Source organism: Roseiarcus fermentans (assembly GCF_003315135.1).
GTDB classification, from domain to species: Bacteria; Pseudomonadota; Alphaproteobacteria; order Rhizobiales; family Beijerinckiaceae; genus Roseiarcus; species Roseiarcus fermentans.
This window is the reverse complement of record NZ_QNRK01000026.1, coordinates 1-15186: the sequence shown is the minus strand read 5'-3', so window position 1 is coordinate 15186 and position 15186 is coordinate 1. Positions and strand designations below refer to the sequence as shown.

The 15186-nt window shown below is 69.3% G+C and carries 12 protein-coding genes; 1 reads left to right on the top strand and 11 read right to left on the bottom strand.

Going from position 1 to position 15186, the window contains the following annotated elements; translation table 11 throughout:
• The first annotated feature begins 2 nt into the window (after positions 1–2).
• Positions 3–1631, top strand: a complete 1629-nt coding sequence (locus DFR50_RS20895; RefSeq protein WP_170153314.1) for an MFS transporter — start codon at positions 3–5, stop codon at positions 1629–1631.
• A 22-nt stretch (positions 1632–1653) separates the two neighbouring features.
• Here the strand turns inward: DFR50_RS20895 and DFR50_RS20890 are convergent, their stop codons facing one another.
• From DFR50_RS20890 to DFR50_RS20840, 11 genes are all read right to left on the bottom strand, one after another.
• Complete coding sequence (locus tag DFR50_RS20890; RefSeq protein WP_245428010.1) at positions 1654–2895, bottom strand: NRAMP family divalent metal transporter; 1242 nt, start codon at positions 2893–2895, stop codon at positions 1654–1656.
• A 211-nt stretch (positions 2896–3106) separates the two neighbouring features.
• Positions 3107–3289, bottom strand: a complete 183-nt coding sequence (locus DFR50_RS20885; protein WP_113891207.1) for a hypothetical protein — start codon at positions 3287–3289, stop codon at positions 3107–3109.
• A gap of 157 nt (positions 3290–3446) precedes the next feature.
• The gene (locus DFR50_RS20880) at positions 3447–5375 is read right to left on the bottom strand and encodes a helix-turn-helix domain-containing protein (RefSeq protein ID WP_170153313.1); all 1929 of its coding nucleotides are present in this window, start codon (positions 5373–5375) and stop codon (positions 3447–3449) included.
• Positions 5376–5486: 111 nt separating this feature from the next.
• Positions 5487–6983 (bottom strand): sugar ABC transporter ATP-binding protein, encoded by a 1497-nt coding sequence (locus tag DFR50_RS20875; RefSeq protein WP_113891205.1) that lies wholly within the window; start codon positions 6981–6983, stop codon positions 5487–5489.
• Positions 6980–7984 (bottom strand): SMP-30/gluconolactonase/LRE family protein, encoded by a 1005-nt coding sequence (locus tag DFR50_RS20870; protein ID WP_113891204.1) that lies wholly within the window; start codon positions 7982–7984, stop codon positions 6980–6982. The genes DFR50_RS20875 and DFR50_RS20870 overlap by 4 nt, the downstream gene beginning before the upstream one ends.
• Positions 7985–8016: 32 nt before the next feature.
• A complete protein-coding gene (locus tag DFR50_RS20865) occupies positions 8017–10152 on the bottom strand; it encodes an ABC transporter permease (protein ID WP_113891203.1) in 2136 nt (711 codons plus the stop codon).
• A 57-nt stretch (positions 10153–10209) separates the two neighbouring features.
• Complete coding sequence (locus tag DFR50_RS20860; protein ID WP_170153312.1) at positions 10210–11193, bottom strand: sugar ABC transporter substrate-binding protein; 984 nt, start codon at positions 11191–11193, stop codon at positions 10210–10212.
• A 57-nt stretch (positions 11194–11250) separates the two neighbouring features.
• Positions 11251–12267 (bottom strand): ABC transporter permease, encoded by a 1017-nt coding sequence (locus tag DFR50_RS20855; RefSeq protein ID WP_113891201.1) that lies wholly within the window; start codon positions 12265–12267, stop codon positions 11251–11253.
• The gene (gene kce / locus DFR50_RS20850) at positions 12260–13246 is read right to left on the bottom strand and encodes a 3,5-dioxohexanoate:acetyl-CoA acetone transferase (protein WP_113891200.1); all 987 of its coding nucleotides are present in this window, start codon (positions 13244–13246) and stop codon (positions 12260–12262) included. The genes DFR50_RS20855 and kce overlap by 8 nt, the downstream gene beginning before the upstream one ends.
• Positions 13230–14027, bottom strand: a complete 798-nt coding sequence (locus DFR50_RS20845) for an SDR family oxidoreductase (RefSeq protein ID WP_113891199.1) — start codon at positions 14025–14027, stop codon at positions 13230–13232. The genes kce and DFR50_RS20845 overlap by 17 nt, the downstream gene beginning before the upstream one ends.
• Before the next feature lie 225 nt (positions 14028–14252).
• On the bottom strand, positions 14253–15026 hold the full coding sequence (locus tag DFR50_RS20840) for an SDR family NAD(P)-dependent oxidoreductase (RefSeq protein WP_113891198.1): 774 nt from the start codon (positions 15024–15026) through the stop codon (positions 14253–14255).
• Positions 15027–15186: the final 160 nt, after the last annotated feature.

Genomic DNA, 15186 nt, shown 5'->3' with positions numbered 1-15186 from the left:
GCATGCGGACTTTCGGCGCCCTCGGACACCGCGCTTTCGCCATGGTCTGGATGGCGAACGCCGTGGCGCTCTGCGGCATCGCGACCTTCGACGCCGCCTGCGCCTGGCTGATGACGTCGCTCGACCCCGAACCCGTCATGGTGTCGCTGGTTCAGACCGCGACCGTCCTGCCGATGTTCCTGCTGACGCTGGTCGGCGGCGCGCTCGCCGACGTCGTCAGGCCGCGGCGCTTTCTGATCGCCAACACGGCGCTGATCGCCCTCGTCGTCGCGGCCTTCGCCGCGGTCGTGGCCAGCGGGCGCGCCACCTCCGCGTCCCTGCTGGCGACGATCTTCGTGCTCAGCGGGGCATGGGCGCTGAACGCGCCGGCGTGGCTCGCGATCATTCCCGAAGCGGCGCCGCCGGAGGAGCTGGAATCGGCGATCGCCGCGAACGGACTGGCCTACACCCTCAGCCGCCTCGCCGGGCCGCCGGCGTTCGGCCTCGCCACCGCGATTGCCGGCGCGTCGGCCCCGTTCTGGGCGTTTTTCGCCTGCAATGCGGCGGCGATCGCCCTCCTGCTCGCCGGGCGGGCGCCGCAACGGTCCGAGGCGAGACCGCCGCCCGAGCGCGTCTGGCGCGCGATCGGCGTCGGCCTGCGCCACGCCCTTCACAACCGCCGCCTGCATGGCCCCCTCCTGCGCGCGCTGGCCTTCTTCGCCTTCGCCAGCGCTTCCGCTGCGCTCCTTCCCGTCGTCGCGCGCCAGGCGCTCGGGCGGCCCGGCTTCTATGCGGCGCTGTTGTCGGCGGGCGCGCTCGGCGCCATCGGCGGCTCGCTCGCCTTCGTCGCGCTGAGGCGTCGGGTCGGGCTCGATCGGGTCGTCGACCTCGGCTGCGTCCTCGTCTCCGCCGCGCTGGTTCTGTTCGGCGCCTCGCGCAGCGTTCCCGTTCTGCTCGCGGCGAGCCTCGTGGCCGGGTTCGCCGGAATCCTCGCGCTGACCGGCCTCACCATCGCAGCCCAGCAGGTCCTGCCGACCTGGGTGCGCGGCCGGGGGCTCTCGGTCCTGTTGACCGTGGCGTTCGGCTCGGTGACCGTCGGCAGCGCCGGCTGGGGGACGCTCGCGAGCGTCGACGACCCCGCTCATGCGCTCCTCGCCGCTGCCGCGGGGCTGGCGCTGACGCTGCCGCTGACCGCGCGCCTGCGGCTCGGCGGCGCGGCCGCGGTCGATCTCGCGCCGTCGCTGCACTATCGCAGGATCGACCTCGCGCGGGCGGTCGAGGACGACGAGGGGCCGGTTCTGGTGATCGTCGACTATCGCGTCGGCCCGGCCGAGCGCGCCGCCTTTGTCGACGCCATTGCGGAGGTCGGGCGCGAGCGCCGGCGGGACGGCGCGACGCGTTGGGGCGCCTTTCAGGACGTCGAGGACGACGGGCGCTGGGTGGAGACCTTCTCGCTCGACTCCTGGTCCGACCTCCGCCGCCTTCGCGAACGGGTGACGAGGGCCGATCGGCAGGTCGAGCGGCGAATCGAGGCGATGCTGCAGGCGCCGCGGACGGTCCGCTTTCACGTCGCGCCTCAGCGGCGGCGCAACCCGCCGTTCGTCGAGGCCGCGTCCGTTCAGGCGGTCGTGCGCGCCCTGCGCCGGACCTGACGCGCTTAGCGCCGCCGCCCCGTCAGCCCCAGAGGCCGGCGACGCCGGAATAGACCCCGAACACCACCGTCGCCGCGATGATCGCGCCGACGAGCCCGGCGTAGCCGCCCTTCAGCCGGTAGGGCGCCGGAAGCCTGCGGGCGAGCAGGAACAGGAAGCCGAGCACGATCGGCAGCAGGAGGGCGTTCATCACCTGAACGCCGACGCTGAGCGAGACGAGGTTCACGCCGGAGCCCACGATCGTCGCGCACACGATCAGCGCGACGGCGTAGAAGCCGTAGAAGCACGGCGCCTCGCTCGGTTCGTCCTCGAGCTTGTGCTTCGCGCCCAGAACCTCGGCCAGCGCGCGCGCCGCCGTCAGCGTCACGACGATCGCCGCCACCGTCGACGCTCCGACCATGCCGAGACAGAACAGGAGCTTGCCCGCGAAGCCGCCGAGGAACGGGGTGATCGCCCCGACGATGTCCTCGACCGTGTCGAGCGCGTGGTCGCCGCCCGCCTTGTTGAGCGTCGCCGCCGTCGCGACCAGCACCGAGGCCATGATGACCTGGGTGACGACCGCGCCGATCGCCGTGTCGAGCTTGGCCGAACCGAGATCCTTGACCGTTATCCCCTTCTCGACGATCGACGCCTGCTGGAAGAACACCATCCACGGCATGATCACGGCGCCGATGTTGGCCGAGACCAGAAAGAGATACTTCGGATCGGCGATGGGAATGGTCACCGCGCCGGACGCCATCTCGGTCAGGCCGGGATGGGCGAGCATCGCGACCAGAAGAAACACGAGTTCGAAGGCGCCGACCGCGATCGCGATCCGCTCGACCGTCGCGTAGCCGTGCATCAGCGCCATCGCCAGCATCGCCACGACCACCAGCGCCAGCGTGACCGACGTCGGGACGCCGATGAGATTGCCGACGCCGGTGAGGCCGGCGAATTCCGTCAGCAGCGCGCCGAGGCAGGTCACGATCAGCGTCGCGACCGAGAGCCACGCCCAGCCGCGGCCGAAATGCTTCTTGATCAGCGCCGCATGACCCTGGCCGGTCACCGCGCCGAGACGGACGGTGAGTTCCTGAACGACGTACAGGATCGGAATCAGGACAATCTGCAGGAGCAACAGATTGTAGCCCCACTGCGCGCCGCTCTGCGCCGCCGTGATGACGCTGCCGGCGTCGGTGTCGGCGAGCATCACGACGATGCCCGGGCCGGCCACGGCGAGAAAACGCCGCCAGCGGACGGGGGACGAAGCAATCACGTCGGTGCTCATCGAAGGAGGCCTTTGGCGCGAGAAGGAAGGACCATGTCGGCTTGGTGAACGACCCCGCCCTCGTAAGCAATCCTCCTGCCTGCAAATCGGAAGTGTTTCAAATGGTGAAGGCGCGGCATACCGCCGCGCCTCGGGCATTGAAAAGTCACAGGAACTCGGCGAGTTCAGACGTTCTTCGGCCGCCGGGGGCGCCGTCGCGTCCGCCGGACGTCTAAGAGTGCGACGGCTTCTTGCCGAAGTCGCCGAGCGAGATGTAGACGATGAGCGCGAGCGCCGCGAACGCCGCGAGCACCGCGACCCAGATCAGCAGCGGATAGCCGAACATGAAAACCAGCGCCGCGAGAACCACGACGACCACGAGCAGCACGACGACCGCGATATTGCCGGAATCCATGTCAACCTCATCTCACGTCTGATTGCAGACTTGGGGCCACACGGGATCGCGGGCGCACGCTTTTCCGTGACGAGGCGCGGAAGGTCAATGGTCCCAAAGCAGGGAGGCTGGTTCGAGGCGAGGGCGCGTGCGTCCGATCGCCGCGCCGGCGCGCCCCTCACGCGAGGAGCGCGCTCAGCCTCAGCGCGACGTGCAGCTCGAGGCCCTCGACCGGGTCGTCCCAGCCGCCCGTCATCTCGCGCAGCGCGTCGAGGCGCTGCCGAACCGTGTTGATGTGCAGACCGAGCGTCTCCGCCGTGCGCTTGATGTTGTGCTGGGCGTCGAAATAGACCAGCAGCGTGCGTTCGAGTTCGCTCTTCTGCCGCGGCGCCTTGGCGGCGATCCGGCCGAGCACCTGCTCCGCGTAGGCGGCGAGGCGCGCCGCGTCGGCGACCTCGAACAGCTTGGCGAACAGGTTGACTTCGCGCTGGTTCACGAAGCGGTCGAGCGCCTTCATCTTGCGCAGCACCTGAAGGGCGCGGTTGACCCGGCCGAAATGGTCGGCCGCCTCCGCCAGATCGCCGAACGGCTCCGACAGGACGCCTCCGGTTGCGCCCTCGCCCTGAGCCTTCGAAAGACTGTGCAGAAAGGTCTGCATCGCTGCGACGGGGCCGATGGCGAGGTAGGCGTCGTCGAACAGATCGACCAGCACGCAGACGCTCGTGGCGCATTCGCGGACGCGTGCGGTCTGGGAGGCCCGATCCATGCCCGACATCGCGATGACGGCGAGCTGGACGGGCTGGTCGGCGCGCAGCCCGAGGCGGTCGCGCGCCGCCGAGATGGTCGAGGGGTCGGGCGGCCGCACCAGCACCAGATGGCGAAGCAGCGCCGAGGAGGCGATCAGCCTTTCCGTTTCGCGCCGCTCGTTCCAGAGCTTGGCGATGGAGAGAGCCACCGCGCTGCGCTCCAGGTTGCGAACCTCGATGGCGTCGAGCTCGCCCGGGTGGCACATCACCAGACTGTCGCGGCGGCCGTCGCCGCCGTGGAGCGCGATCGCCCGGCACTGCTCGTCGCCGCGCTCGAGCATGACGACCGAGCGGCCGGACTGCCGCGACTGCGCGTTGGCGCGCATGAGCAGCGCGAGGTCGATCCGCCCCGCCCTGAGTTCGTCCGCCAGGACGGCGTTGTAGCCCGGGCTCGCGAACTCGTCCTGGATCCGGAACGCGTCGTCGTACAGAAAGACCACGCCGCTGATCCGGTTCGACATCTTCTCGAGGAAGCGCCGGATCTCGGCGCCCGAGGCGAGAAGGTCGGTCAATTCGTCGTGCGCCACCGCCGACGCCTCGACCTTCTGGATGTGGTCGATCAGCGCGCTGCGGCTGCGCTCGGCTTCGGCGAGCGCCTCCGACAGCATGGCGAAGGCGTTGGCGTTCTGCATCGCCACGCCCGCGTGCAGGGCGAAGGCGCCGAGCAGCGACGTCTCCGGGCCGTCGAGCTTGCGGGCGTGGCGATTGGCGACGAACAGAAGGCCGTGGACCTTGTTCTCCCAGAGAATCGGGAACCCGGCGAGCGCTTTGATCTTCTCGTCCTCGAAGATGCGATCGAGATGCGTCGCGTGCGGGAAGCGCTGGTCGCTCAGGTAGTCCTGCGTCTCGAAGAAGCTCTTCGACTTCATCACCAGGCTGACCGCCCCGTAATCGATGCGGCTGGTCATCGCGGCGGTCGCCGGCGACAGATGGCCCTCGGCCGTCACGACGCGGAAGACGCCGGACTCGTCGTCGAGCACCGTCACCCAGGCCAGGTCCGCGCCGACGAGGGTTCGCGCGCGGACGACGATCGTCCGCAGCAGATCCTGCAAGGTCAACGTGCTGGAGAGGTCGTGGGTGGTGTCGATCAGGACGTTGAGACCGCGCTCGGACAGCGCGTTGTCCTTCAGGAGCCTGCGAATGGCCGCGACATGGCGGCGGAACTCCTCGACCGCCGCGCCGTCGGCGTCGCCGGACGCCGCCTCGAGCGCCGCGACGAGGCCGTCGAGATCGGAATCGCCGCCCCCGAGCGCGACGGTCTCCAGAACCTTGGCGGCGGCGGCCAGGCTGTTCGCAGACACCCGTTCTTCTCCCGCTGGCGACGTTCGCGCCGAGGGCGACGCCGTGATGGCGCGCCTGCGCCTTGCGAGAGACATTGGCGCTTTCGCGTCGGCGCGAGCAATCCCGCCCCGTCAGTGGATCGCGGCCTGGAGAACCTTCTCGGCCGTCGCCTCCGAGCGCACGAACTCGGCGGCGATGGTGCCGCTCTTGGCGACCAGGATGCGGTCGGACAGGTCCAGGATCTCGGGCAGGTAGGACGAAATGACGACAACGCCCGCGCCGGAGCGGGCGAGATCCCGGATGATCGTGTGGATCTCGGCGATGGCGCCGACGTCCACCCCGCGCGTCGGCTCGTCGAAAATGATCAACCGCGGCTGCTGCGCCAGCGACTTGGCGATGACGACCTTCTGCTGGTTGCCGCCCGACAGGTGGAGCACCGGCTGATCCGACCCGGTTGCGCGGATCGACAGCCTCGTCCGCCATTCCTGGGCGAGCGCGCGCATCGTCGGCGCCGGCGCGATCCAGCGTCTGCGGCCGAATTTGGCGAGCCATCCCAGTCCGATGTTCTCGGAGACGCCGAGCGTCTCGAAGAAGCCGTCGAGCTTGCGGTCCTCGCTGACGTAGGCGACGCCGTCGGCGATCGCTTCGGCCGGCGATCCGTAGCGAACCTCGCGGCCGTTCAGCCAGATCCGGCCGCCGCCGAAATTGCGCTTGGTGTGGCCGACGACGACTCTCGCCGCTTCGCTCCGTCCCGAGCCGATCAGGCCCGCGATTCCGGTGATTTCCCCGGGAAAGACGGAAAAGGACATGTTGTTGACCATCGCGCCCATGCGCAGGTTCTCGACCTGCAGGACGGGCGCCGCCGCCGGCGGAGGGCGCCGCGCCGCCGCCGTCGGGTCGCGTTTGGCGAGGTCCTCGCCGATCATGTGCCGGATGAGGCCGGCGCGGTCGAAGTCGGCCGCGGGGCCGGTGACCATCAACCGCCCGTTCCGGAGAACGGTGACGCGGTCGGCGTGAGCGAGCGCCTCCTCGAGCGCATGCGAGATGAAGATCATGGCGACCCCGCGCCGGCGCAACGCCTTCATCAGGTCGAACAGATGTTCCGTCTCCTCCGGCGTCAGCGACGCCGTCGGCTCGTCGAAGATGATCACCCGGGCGTCGTTCAGCACCGCGCGGGCGATCTCGACCATCTGACGCTTGGCGGCGGACAGGGCGCCTGCCAGTTGCGACGCGTCGACGTTGAAGTTCAGCCGCTGCAGCGCCTGGCGGGCCGTGTTTCTAACCTTGCGCACCGAGTTGAAGGCGCGCTCGCGGCCGAGCACCATGTTCTGCGCCACCGTCAGCTGCGGCACCAGGCTCGTCTCCTGGAACACCATCGAGATGCCGAGCCGGCTCGCGTCCTTGGGCGCCGAGAAGGCGACCGGCGCGTCGTCGATGCGCAGCACGCCCTCGGTCGGCGGCATGACGCCGGCGATCAGCTTGCACAACGTCGACTTGCCTGCGCCGTTCTCGCCGACGAGCGCGTGGATCTCGCCCGGATAGAGGTCGAAGTTCGCGGCCTCGAGCGCCGCGATCGCGCCATAGCGCTTGGTGACGTTCTCGAGCGCGACGATGGGGCGACGGCTCATGCCGGGGCTCCTGTGGGACCGAGGTTCAGGAGTTCCCCGCTCGCCTTGCTGACGGCGACGAGGTCCCCGTTCCAGACGACGGCGTCGGAAACGGCGTGGCGGCGCCCGTCGGCGCGCGAATGCGCCGAGCCGACCGGCATGAGCGCGTCGCTGAGTTCGATCACCAGCCCGTAGGAGAAGGACGGCGCCCACGGTTTGATCGCGCCGAACAGCCGCGTCGCCCCGAGTTCGATCGGAAAGTCGGGGCTGAATTCCGGGTGGATGCGCGGTCCGATCCAGTAGCGCGGCGGGATGGTCGCCTTCATCGCGTCGACGAAGCCCTTTTCCGTCTTGAGGAACTCGACCAGCGGGTCGCGCCGCGAGAGGCACGTCATCAGGTAGCCGGACGCGGTCTTGCGCAGCCTGCCGAGATAGCCGGGATAGCCGGCCTGGCGCGTCTCGCCGGAGGAGTCGACGATCCGGGCGCGCTCGAATTCCGTGACGATCAGCGCCCCGCCGCCGTCGCGGGCGAGGCCCATCGGGCAGTGGAGTCCGCCCGCGAGGACGCGCGGCGCGCCGTCGCGCCGGAGCGCCACCAGCTTTCCGCGCGCCGCATCGTCCCAGGGCGCGACCGAGAGCAGCGGCTCGTCGGCGGTATAGCCGTGGTCGACCACGGCAAGCTCGTCTTCGGACAGGAACAGCGCGTCGGCCACGGCCGCGAGCTCGGGCGCCGCCCACCCTTTCACGGTCAGGCCGGACTCGTCGCACACCCGCAGCGCGCCGCCGAGCGTCCCGACCGCGACGAGGCCGCCAGGGCTGCTGCACAGCGCCGTGACCGGCCGCTCGAATTGGGCGAAGGCCTGCGGCGCCTCGCCCCATTTCCGCAGTGCGAACACCGCGGCGCCCGAGGAGAAGAGCAGCCGCCCGTCGGCGCCGACCGAGACCGCCTCGGGCGCTTCGACTGGGACCCCTCGCGCCTCCTCGAGCCGGTTGTTCGGCCCGAGCACGCCCTCGAGCGTCATCGACGGCGACTTCCGCCTGTCACGCCACAGTCTCACCGCTCGGCCTTTCCCCAGTAGCTGGCCGGTCCCGTCCAGGACGGGTCGGCCGCCGCCAGCCGGATGCGGCCGATCTTGTTGTTGGTGACGCCGCCGAGATAGAGCGCCCCTTTATGCTCCCGCATCGAGGTGATCATGTAGAGCGGGCCGCCCGGTTCGTCCCAGTAGGCGTCGACGACCCGGCCGGCGGCGTCGATCTTGAGGACGCCGCCGATGTTGAGGTTGCCGAACAGCCAGTGGGTCGGCGCGACCGCGCGCGTCATGCGGCGGCGCACGCCCGGAAAGCGCATGGCGAGATCGGTCACCGGATTGCGCATGCCGGCGAGCGCGATCCAGTAGCCGCCGTCGGAAGCGCGGTTGACGTTGTCGGGATAGCCGGGCAGGCCGTGAACGAACACCCGCGGCCCGGCCCGCATGTCGGCGAGATCGAAGATCAGCAGGGAGCAGGTCCACGTGCTCGCGACCAGCAGGTGGCGACCGTCGTGGGTCAGGCAGACGCCGTTCGGGAACACCAGATTGTCGCACACCGTGCGGGTCTTGCGCGTCTTCGGGTCCCAGCTCAGCAGGCGGCCGTTCGGCCGGCCTTCGAGCAGGTCGAGCCCCCAGCTCTCGATGTCGTAGCGCTTGGTCGCGTCGGAGAAATAGATCGTCCCGTCCGGGGCGACATCGAGGTCGTCGGCCATCCGGATGGTCGTGTCGTCCTGGATGGTGAACAGGCTGCGCTGGGTCTGGTCGGTCAGGAGCTCGACCTGGCGCTGCCGGTCGACGCGCACGAGGCCCATGCCGGCGACGCAGACGAGGATGCGGCCCTCGCGGTCGAGCGCCAGCCCGAGCGGCCGCCCGCCGATCTGGGCGAAGGTCTCGACCTCGTCGTAGCCGGGCGCCGCGATGCGGACGAGACGCCCGTCGCGCGTCCCGCAAAAGAGATGGTCGTCGGCGTCGAGGATCACGTCCTCCGGGCCGTCGATCAGCCCGGCGGCGAGAATGTCGGCGCCGGCGAGCTTGGCCGCGATCTCGCCCGGCAGCAGGCCTTTCGCCCCGGCGACCGCGTCGACCTCGAAGGCGACCGGGTCGACGTAGGTCGAGGCCAGCAGACGGTGCTTGTGCTTCCTGAACTTGGTGTCGATCGACAGGATCACGATCAGGATCGCGCCCATGGCGAGCTGGACGAAATCGCCGCGCAGGCCGGCGTTGAGGAGGGCGTTGTTGAGGATGTAGATGGTGGCGAAGCCGATCAGCACCGCAACCGTCGAGCCGCGGCCGGGGACGAAACCGCCGAGCCCGACCACCAGCGCGGTGAGGGCGAAGAACTCCATGCCGACGCCGGTGTCCGAGGCGACGGCGTTCTCGCGCGCGGCGTAGAGGAACCCGGCGAGGCCGACGATCACGCCGCCGAGCGTGTAGGCCAGGAAGATCGTGGCCTTGACCCGGATGCCGCCGTGCCGCGCCGCCTTGCGGTTGCCGCCGACCGCCAGAACGTGCCAGCCGAAGCGGGACTGGCGGAACATCACCAGCACGGCGACGGCCACCAGAATGAGCGCCCAGAAGTTGACCGGAACGCCCAGGACCCGCTCCGAGCCGATCCAGTCCCAGACCTCGTCGGTCCGGGCGCTCGAGGAAATGGCGACCAGCTGCCCTTGCGAGGCGAGCGTGTAGACGCCGCGCACCGTGATCATGGTCCCGAGCGTCGTCAGCAGCGCGCCGCAGCCGGCGAGCCCGGCGAGCGCCCCGTTGACCACGCCGACCGCCGCGCCGGAGGCGAGGCTCGCCGCCAGCACGATGGGGACGGGCAGGTTCAGCACATGGAAGCAATAGAGGGCGGCGAACGCCGACATGGCGAAATTGGAGCCGACCGACAGGTCGATGCCGCCGGCGGCGACGACCACGAACAGCGCCAGGACGACGAGCCCGCCGTCCGACCCGTAGAGCGCCAGATTACGCAGATTGTCGATGGTGAAATAGCCGTGGCTGGTCAGCCCGACGCCGAAGATCACGCACAGGAACGCGACGAACGGCACGGTGCTCTCGACCCATCCCTTGGACAGGATTTCCGAGAGAACGCGCCGCGGGGAGACGACGAAATAAGGCGTGCGCGCCTTCGGCGCCGCCGCGAACTCGAACTGGGCCGACAAGGCGCAAATCTCCGGGAGGGACGCAGGACCCCTGGTCAGGGGCCCTGCGCGTGGGGGTTACTTCTTGGGCGGCATCTTCCAGCACAGGCTCGGATCGTAGTCGGGACCGGCCTTGATCACCTTGAGCGGCGATTCCGCGATCAGCATCGCGCCGCCCGGAGCGGCGGCGCCCTGCAGCAGAAGGTCGATCATCGTGCCGGCGTCCCGCCCCTGGCCGTCGGCGTCATAGCTCCATTCGGCCGAGAGCGTCCCGTTCTCGATCGCCTTGCACGCCTCGCCCTGCTCGCCGCCGCCGGTGGCGTAGACGAGCACCTTGCCCGACAGGCCGGCGTCCTTGACCGCGTTGCCGGCGCCGATCGTGTGGACGTCCCAGTGGCCGAAGATCGCGCACAGGTCCGGGTTCTGCTGCAACACCGTCGCGGTGATCTGGCGCGCCTTCTCCGGCTCCCAGTCCGAGGCCTGGTTCGACACCACCTTGATCTCCGGATGGTCCTTGAACACCTTGAACGCCGCCTCGTTCATCATCACGCTGTCGGCTGCGGTGAGCTGGCCGGGAATGATCGCGACCTTGCCCGACTTGCCGCTGCCGGCGCCGCATTCCTTGACGATGTCCTGAGCGATCTCCGTGCCGATGCGGGTCCAGTTGGCGCCGACGAAGGCGTTGGAAGGCTGATTGGACTGGAGGTTGATCTGCAGCACCTTGATGCCGGCGGCCTGTGCCTGCTTGATCTGGCGGGCGAGCAGCTGCACCGTCGGGTTGTGCACCACCAGGACGTCGGGTTTCTCGCTGATCGCCTTGGCGAGCAGTTCGGACATCGCGCCCGTGTTGAAGGCGGCGTCGCGGACGTCGAAGCTGTAGCCGTGGGTCGCGGCATGCTCGCGCATCCGGCGCGCCCAGCCTTCGGTGAGGGTGATGCCCATGGAAATCGGCACGAAGATCACCTTCTTGCCGGCCATGTCGCTGGCGGCGTCCGCCCGCGCCGCGGCCGTCGCGCCGAGCGCCACGCAGGCGCCGAGCGCGAAGGCGGCAATCGTCCCCATCAGCCTGTTTCTTCCGGTATTCGACATCGGTTTCCTCCCTGGTGCGCCCAACATGATTCACAGATCGCCGGCGGTATCGGTCTCTGCGTCTCTCGGGTTGAGATAATTGTCGACGAAAATCGCCGCCATCAGGATGACGCCCTTGAGCATGTCCTGGGTCTGGGTGCTGAAGTCGTAGAGCGTCATGCCGTTGCGCAGCACCGCGATCAGCGCGGCGCCGACGAGCAGGTTGCGCACGCCGCCGCGTCCGCCGCGCAGCGGAATGCCGCCGAGCACGACCACCAGGATCACTTCGAACAGCAGGCTGCCGTTGGTGACGATGCGAAAATCGACCGTCCCGCTCGCCGACGCGATCACCAGCCCGGCGAGCAGCGCCGCGAGCGCCGAATAGACGTAGACGAAGACGATGGTGTTGCGCACCGGCAGGCCGGACAGCCGCGCCGCCTGGAAATTGTCGCCCATGCCGTAGATGATGCGCCCGGTGGTGGAAAAGCGCAGGACCAGTCCCGTCACGACCAGCGCCACGATCATCAGCGCGACCGGGGCGGTCAGTCCCGGCAGGAGGTCGGACTTGAAGAACACGACCGCGGGGTTCGACTTGGGCAGGATCAGGAGGTAGTCGCCGCGCAGCACGCCGAAGCGGAACAGGCCGGTCATGAACATGGCGGTCGCCAGGGTCGCCAGCATGGCGGGGATCTCGACGAAGGCGATCAGCCAGCCGTTGACGAAGCCGATCAGCGCCATCGCCAGGACCGCGAGGGCGAGCGCCGCCGCCGCGGGAAGGCCGGCGTTGATCAGCGTGCTGAAGGTCGTGGCGCCGGCCACCATCGCCGCGATCTGCGACAGGTCGAGGCCGCGGGAGATGACCACGACCGCCATTCCGCAAGCCAGGATCACCAGCGACGTCGAGTTGGACAGGATGACGGAGAGGTTGCCGAGGCTGGCGAAGCCGGGGATGGTCGTCGAGAACAGGACGATCAGCGCCAGCGCGACGCCGAGCACGATCGGCTCGAGCAGGCTGCGCCGGGCCTTGCGCCCCATCGGAACGGCTGCGTTGGCGGTCGCGTCAGTCATGGAAGTTCACCTTGTCGGCGCCCTTCGTCTGCAGGATCTCGCGCGCCTCGGCCGGGGTGGCGATGTCGAGCGACAACTCCTCGAGGATCCTGCGGATCTTGAGAACCTGCGCGGCGCAGGAGGGCGCGAGCAGGCCGCGGCTCAGGAACAGGCTGTCTTCGAGCCCGACCCGGACATGGCCGCCCATGATCGCGCCCATCGTCACCAGCGACATCTGGTGACGGCCGGCGCCGAGCACGGAGAATTCGTAGTTGCGCCGGCCGAACAGGCGGTCGGCGGCGCTGCGCATCAGGAACAGGCTCTCGGGCTCCGGCCCGAGGCCGCCGAGAACGCCGAGCGCGCACTGGATGAACAGGGGGCCCCTGACCAGGCCCTCCTCTACGCAATGCGCGAGATTGTGCAGATGCCCGACATCGTAGCACTCGAACTCGAAGCGCGCCCCGCGCTGATCGCCGAGTTCGCCCAGGATGGCCTTGATGTCGCGGAAGGTGTTCTTGAACACCCGGTCGTCGGAGCCCTCGACGTAGGGTTTCTCCCAGGCGTGCTTCCAGCCGACGACGCCGCGCGCCGCCTTGTGGAAGGCGAAATTCATCGAGCCCATGTTGAGCGAGCACAATTCCGGCCGCGCCTTGAGCGGATAGGCGAGCCGCTCCTCGAGCGTCATCGGCGCGCCGCCGCCGCCGGTGGTGAAATTGAGGATGGCGTCGGTCTCGGCGGCGATCTGGGGCACGAATTCGCGGAAGACGGCGGGATCGGGCGTCGGGCTGCCGTCGGGGTTGCGCGCGTGGAGATGCAGGACGGCGGCGCCGGCGCGGGCCGCCTCGATCGCCTGCGCGGCGATCTGGGCCGGCGTCACCGGCAGGTATTCGGACATCGACGGCGTGTGCGCCGACCCGGTCACCGCGCAGGTGATGACGACCTTGCGCCGTCCCTGCGTAGGCCGCCGGTCGCCCTGCGCGATGTCAAAGATATTCGACATTGCCGTCGACGCTGATGGCCTGGCCGGTGATGTTGCGGGCGAGATCGGAGGACAGGAACAGGGCGAGGTTGGCGACGTCCTCCGCCTGGACCATGCGGCGCAGCGAGATCTTGCCGAGGTAGGAGTCGCGCACCGCGTCGAAGCCGGCCCCCTCGGCGGCGGCGCGCGCGGCGATCACCCGGTCCATGCGCGGGCCCTCGACCACGCCGGGCAGGATGGCGTTGGCGCGGACGCCGTCGGGGCCGAGCTCGACCGCGAGCGACTTGACGAGGCCGACGATCGCCCATTTGGTCGCGGCGTAGGGCGTTCGATTGCCGTAGCCGAGGCGACCGGCGACCGAGCTCATCGCCACCACGCCGGGGTTGCGCGTCGAGCCGCGCAGCAGCGGCACGCAGCGGTTCAGAAAGTAGAAGTGCGACTTGAGGTTGATGTCGATCGTGCGCTCGACGTCGCCGTCCGAGAGGCTGTCGATCACGCCGGTCGGGCCCGCGACGCCGACGTTGTTGACGAGAACGTCGAGGCCGCCGAAGCGGGCGCCCACGTCGGCTGCGGCGCGATCGGCGTCCTGCGGCGAGGACGCGTCCCCCGCCGTGGCGGAAAGGCCCGGGATTTGCGAGACCGTGTCGGCGACCGCGGCCTCGTCGACGTCGGTGATGTGGACATGGGCGCCGCCGGCGGCGAAAGCCTGGGCTATGGCCCGCCCGATCCCGCTCGCTCCGGCGGTGACCAGCACGCGCAGATCGCGCACCACGATGGCGCGCGGCGTCGCCCCTTCGGACATGGACGTCTCTCCCTCAGGCGCAATCGACTCGCGCCTTGACGCCGGACACTAGCGCGGGGCGGATGGCGAATGGAATGGCTCGGAACGCCATTCAGCTGGGAAAGATATGGATCTTTCGCACACGGGGACATCGCCCCGACTTCACCGCTCGGGCGATGCGCAGAACCGCCACGAGAATGACGAGGCCGGTCGCGGAACCCTGCCGACGTCGCGGCCCGCCTCCCGTCACCAGGCGGTGTAACCCCCGTCGACGGCCACGACGGCGCCGGTCATCAGGCTCGCCGCATCGGAAGCGAGAAACAGCACGACGGAAGCGACCTCGTCGACCTCTCCCACGCGCGACAGGGGCGTTCCATCGATCCATACGTCGAACATCGGCTTGTTCTGCTTGGCGTAGGCGAGGAGCGGCGTGTTGATGTAGGTGGGCGCAACCGCGTTCACCCGGACTCCGCGGGCCGCCCATTCCGCGGCGAGCGACTTCGTCAGGTGATGAACGCCGGCCTTGGAAGCGTTGTATTGCGCCTGCGGCTGCGGCTTGTTGACGATCGAGCCGGACATCGAGCCGATATTCACGATCGAGCCGCGGCCCGCGGCCAGCATGGGCCGGCCAAAAGCCCGGCAGCACCAGAACAGGCCGTTGAGATTGACATCGATGACGTCGAGCCAGTCGCCGTTCGACATGTCTTCCGCGCGGATGTCGGATCGGGCGATGCCGGCGTTGCAGACCAGGACGTCGACGCGGCCCTTGTCGCGCATCACGGATTGCGCAGCGGCGTCGACCGATCCGGAATCCGTGACGTCCATCTCCACGAAACCGGTCTGGTAACCCTTCCCCGCCATCGCCGTCCGGGCCGACTCGGCGCCCGCAGGGTTCTTGTCGGCGACATAGACGTACGCTCCGGCCTCGCTCAGCGCCTCGACGCAGGCGAGCCCGATCCCTTGCGCGCCCCCCGTCACCACCGCCACCCGACCGTCCAGTTTGAACCGATTGAGATACATCGCGTCGTTCTCCGCCTCGAGACGAAACCGCCTCACTCGCCGTAGGGGGTCCAGATGGTTTTGATCTGGGTGGCGCGGCGCAGGAACGGCCGGCCTTCGGCCCTTGGCCAATCGACCAGCGTGGCCTGGGTCCAGGTCGCCTTGAGGTTGCCGGCGGAGG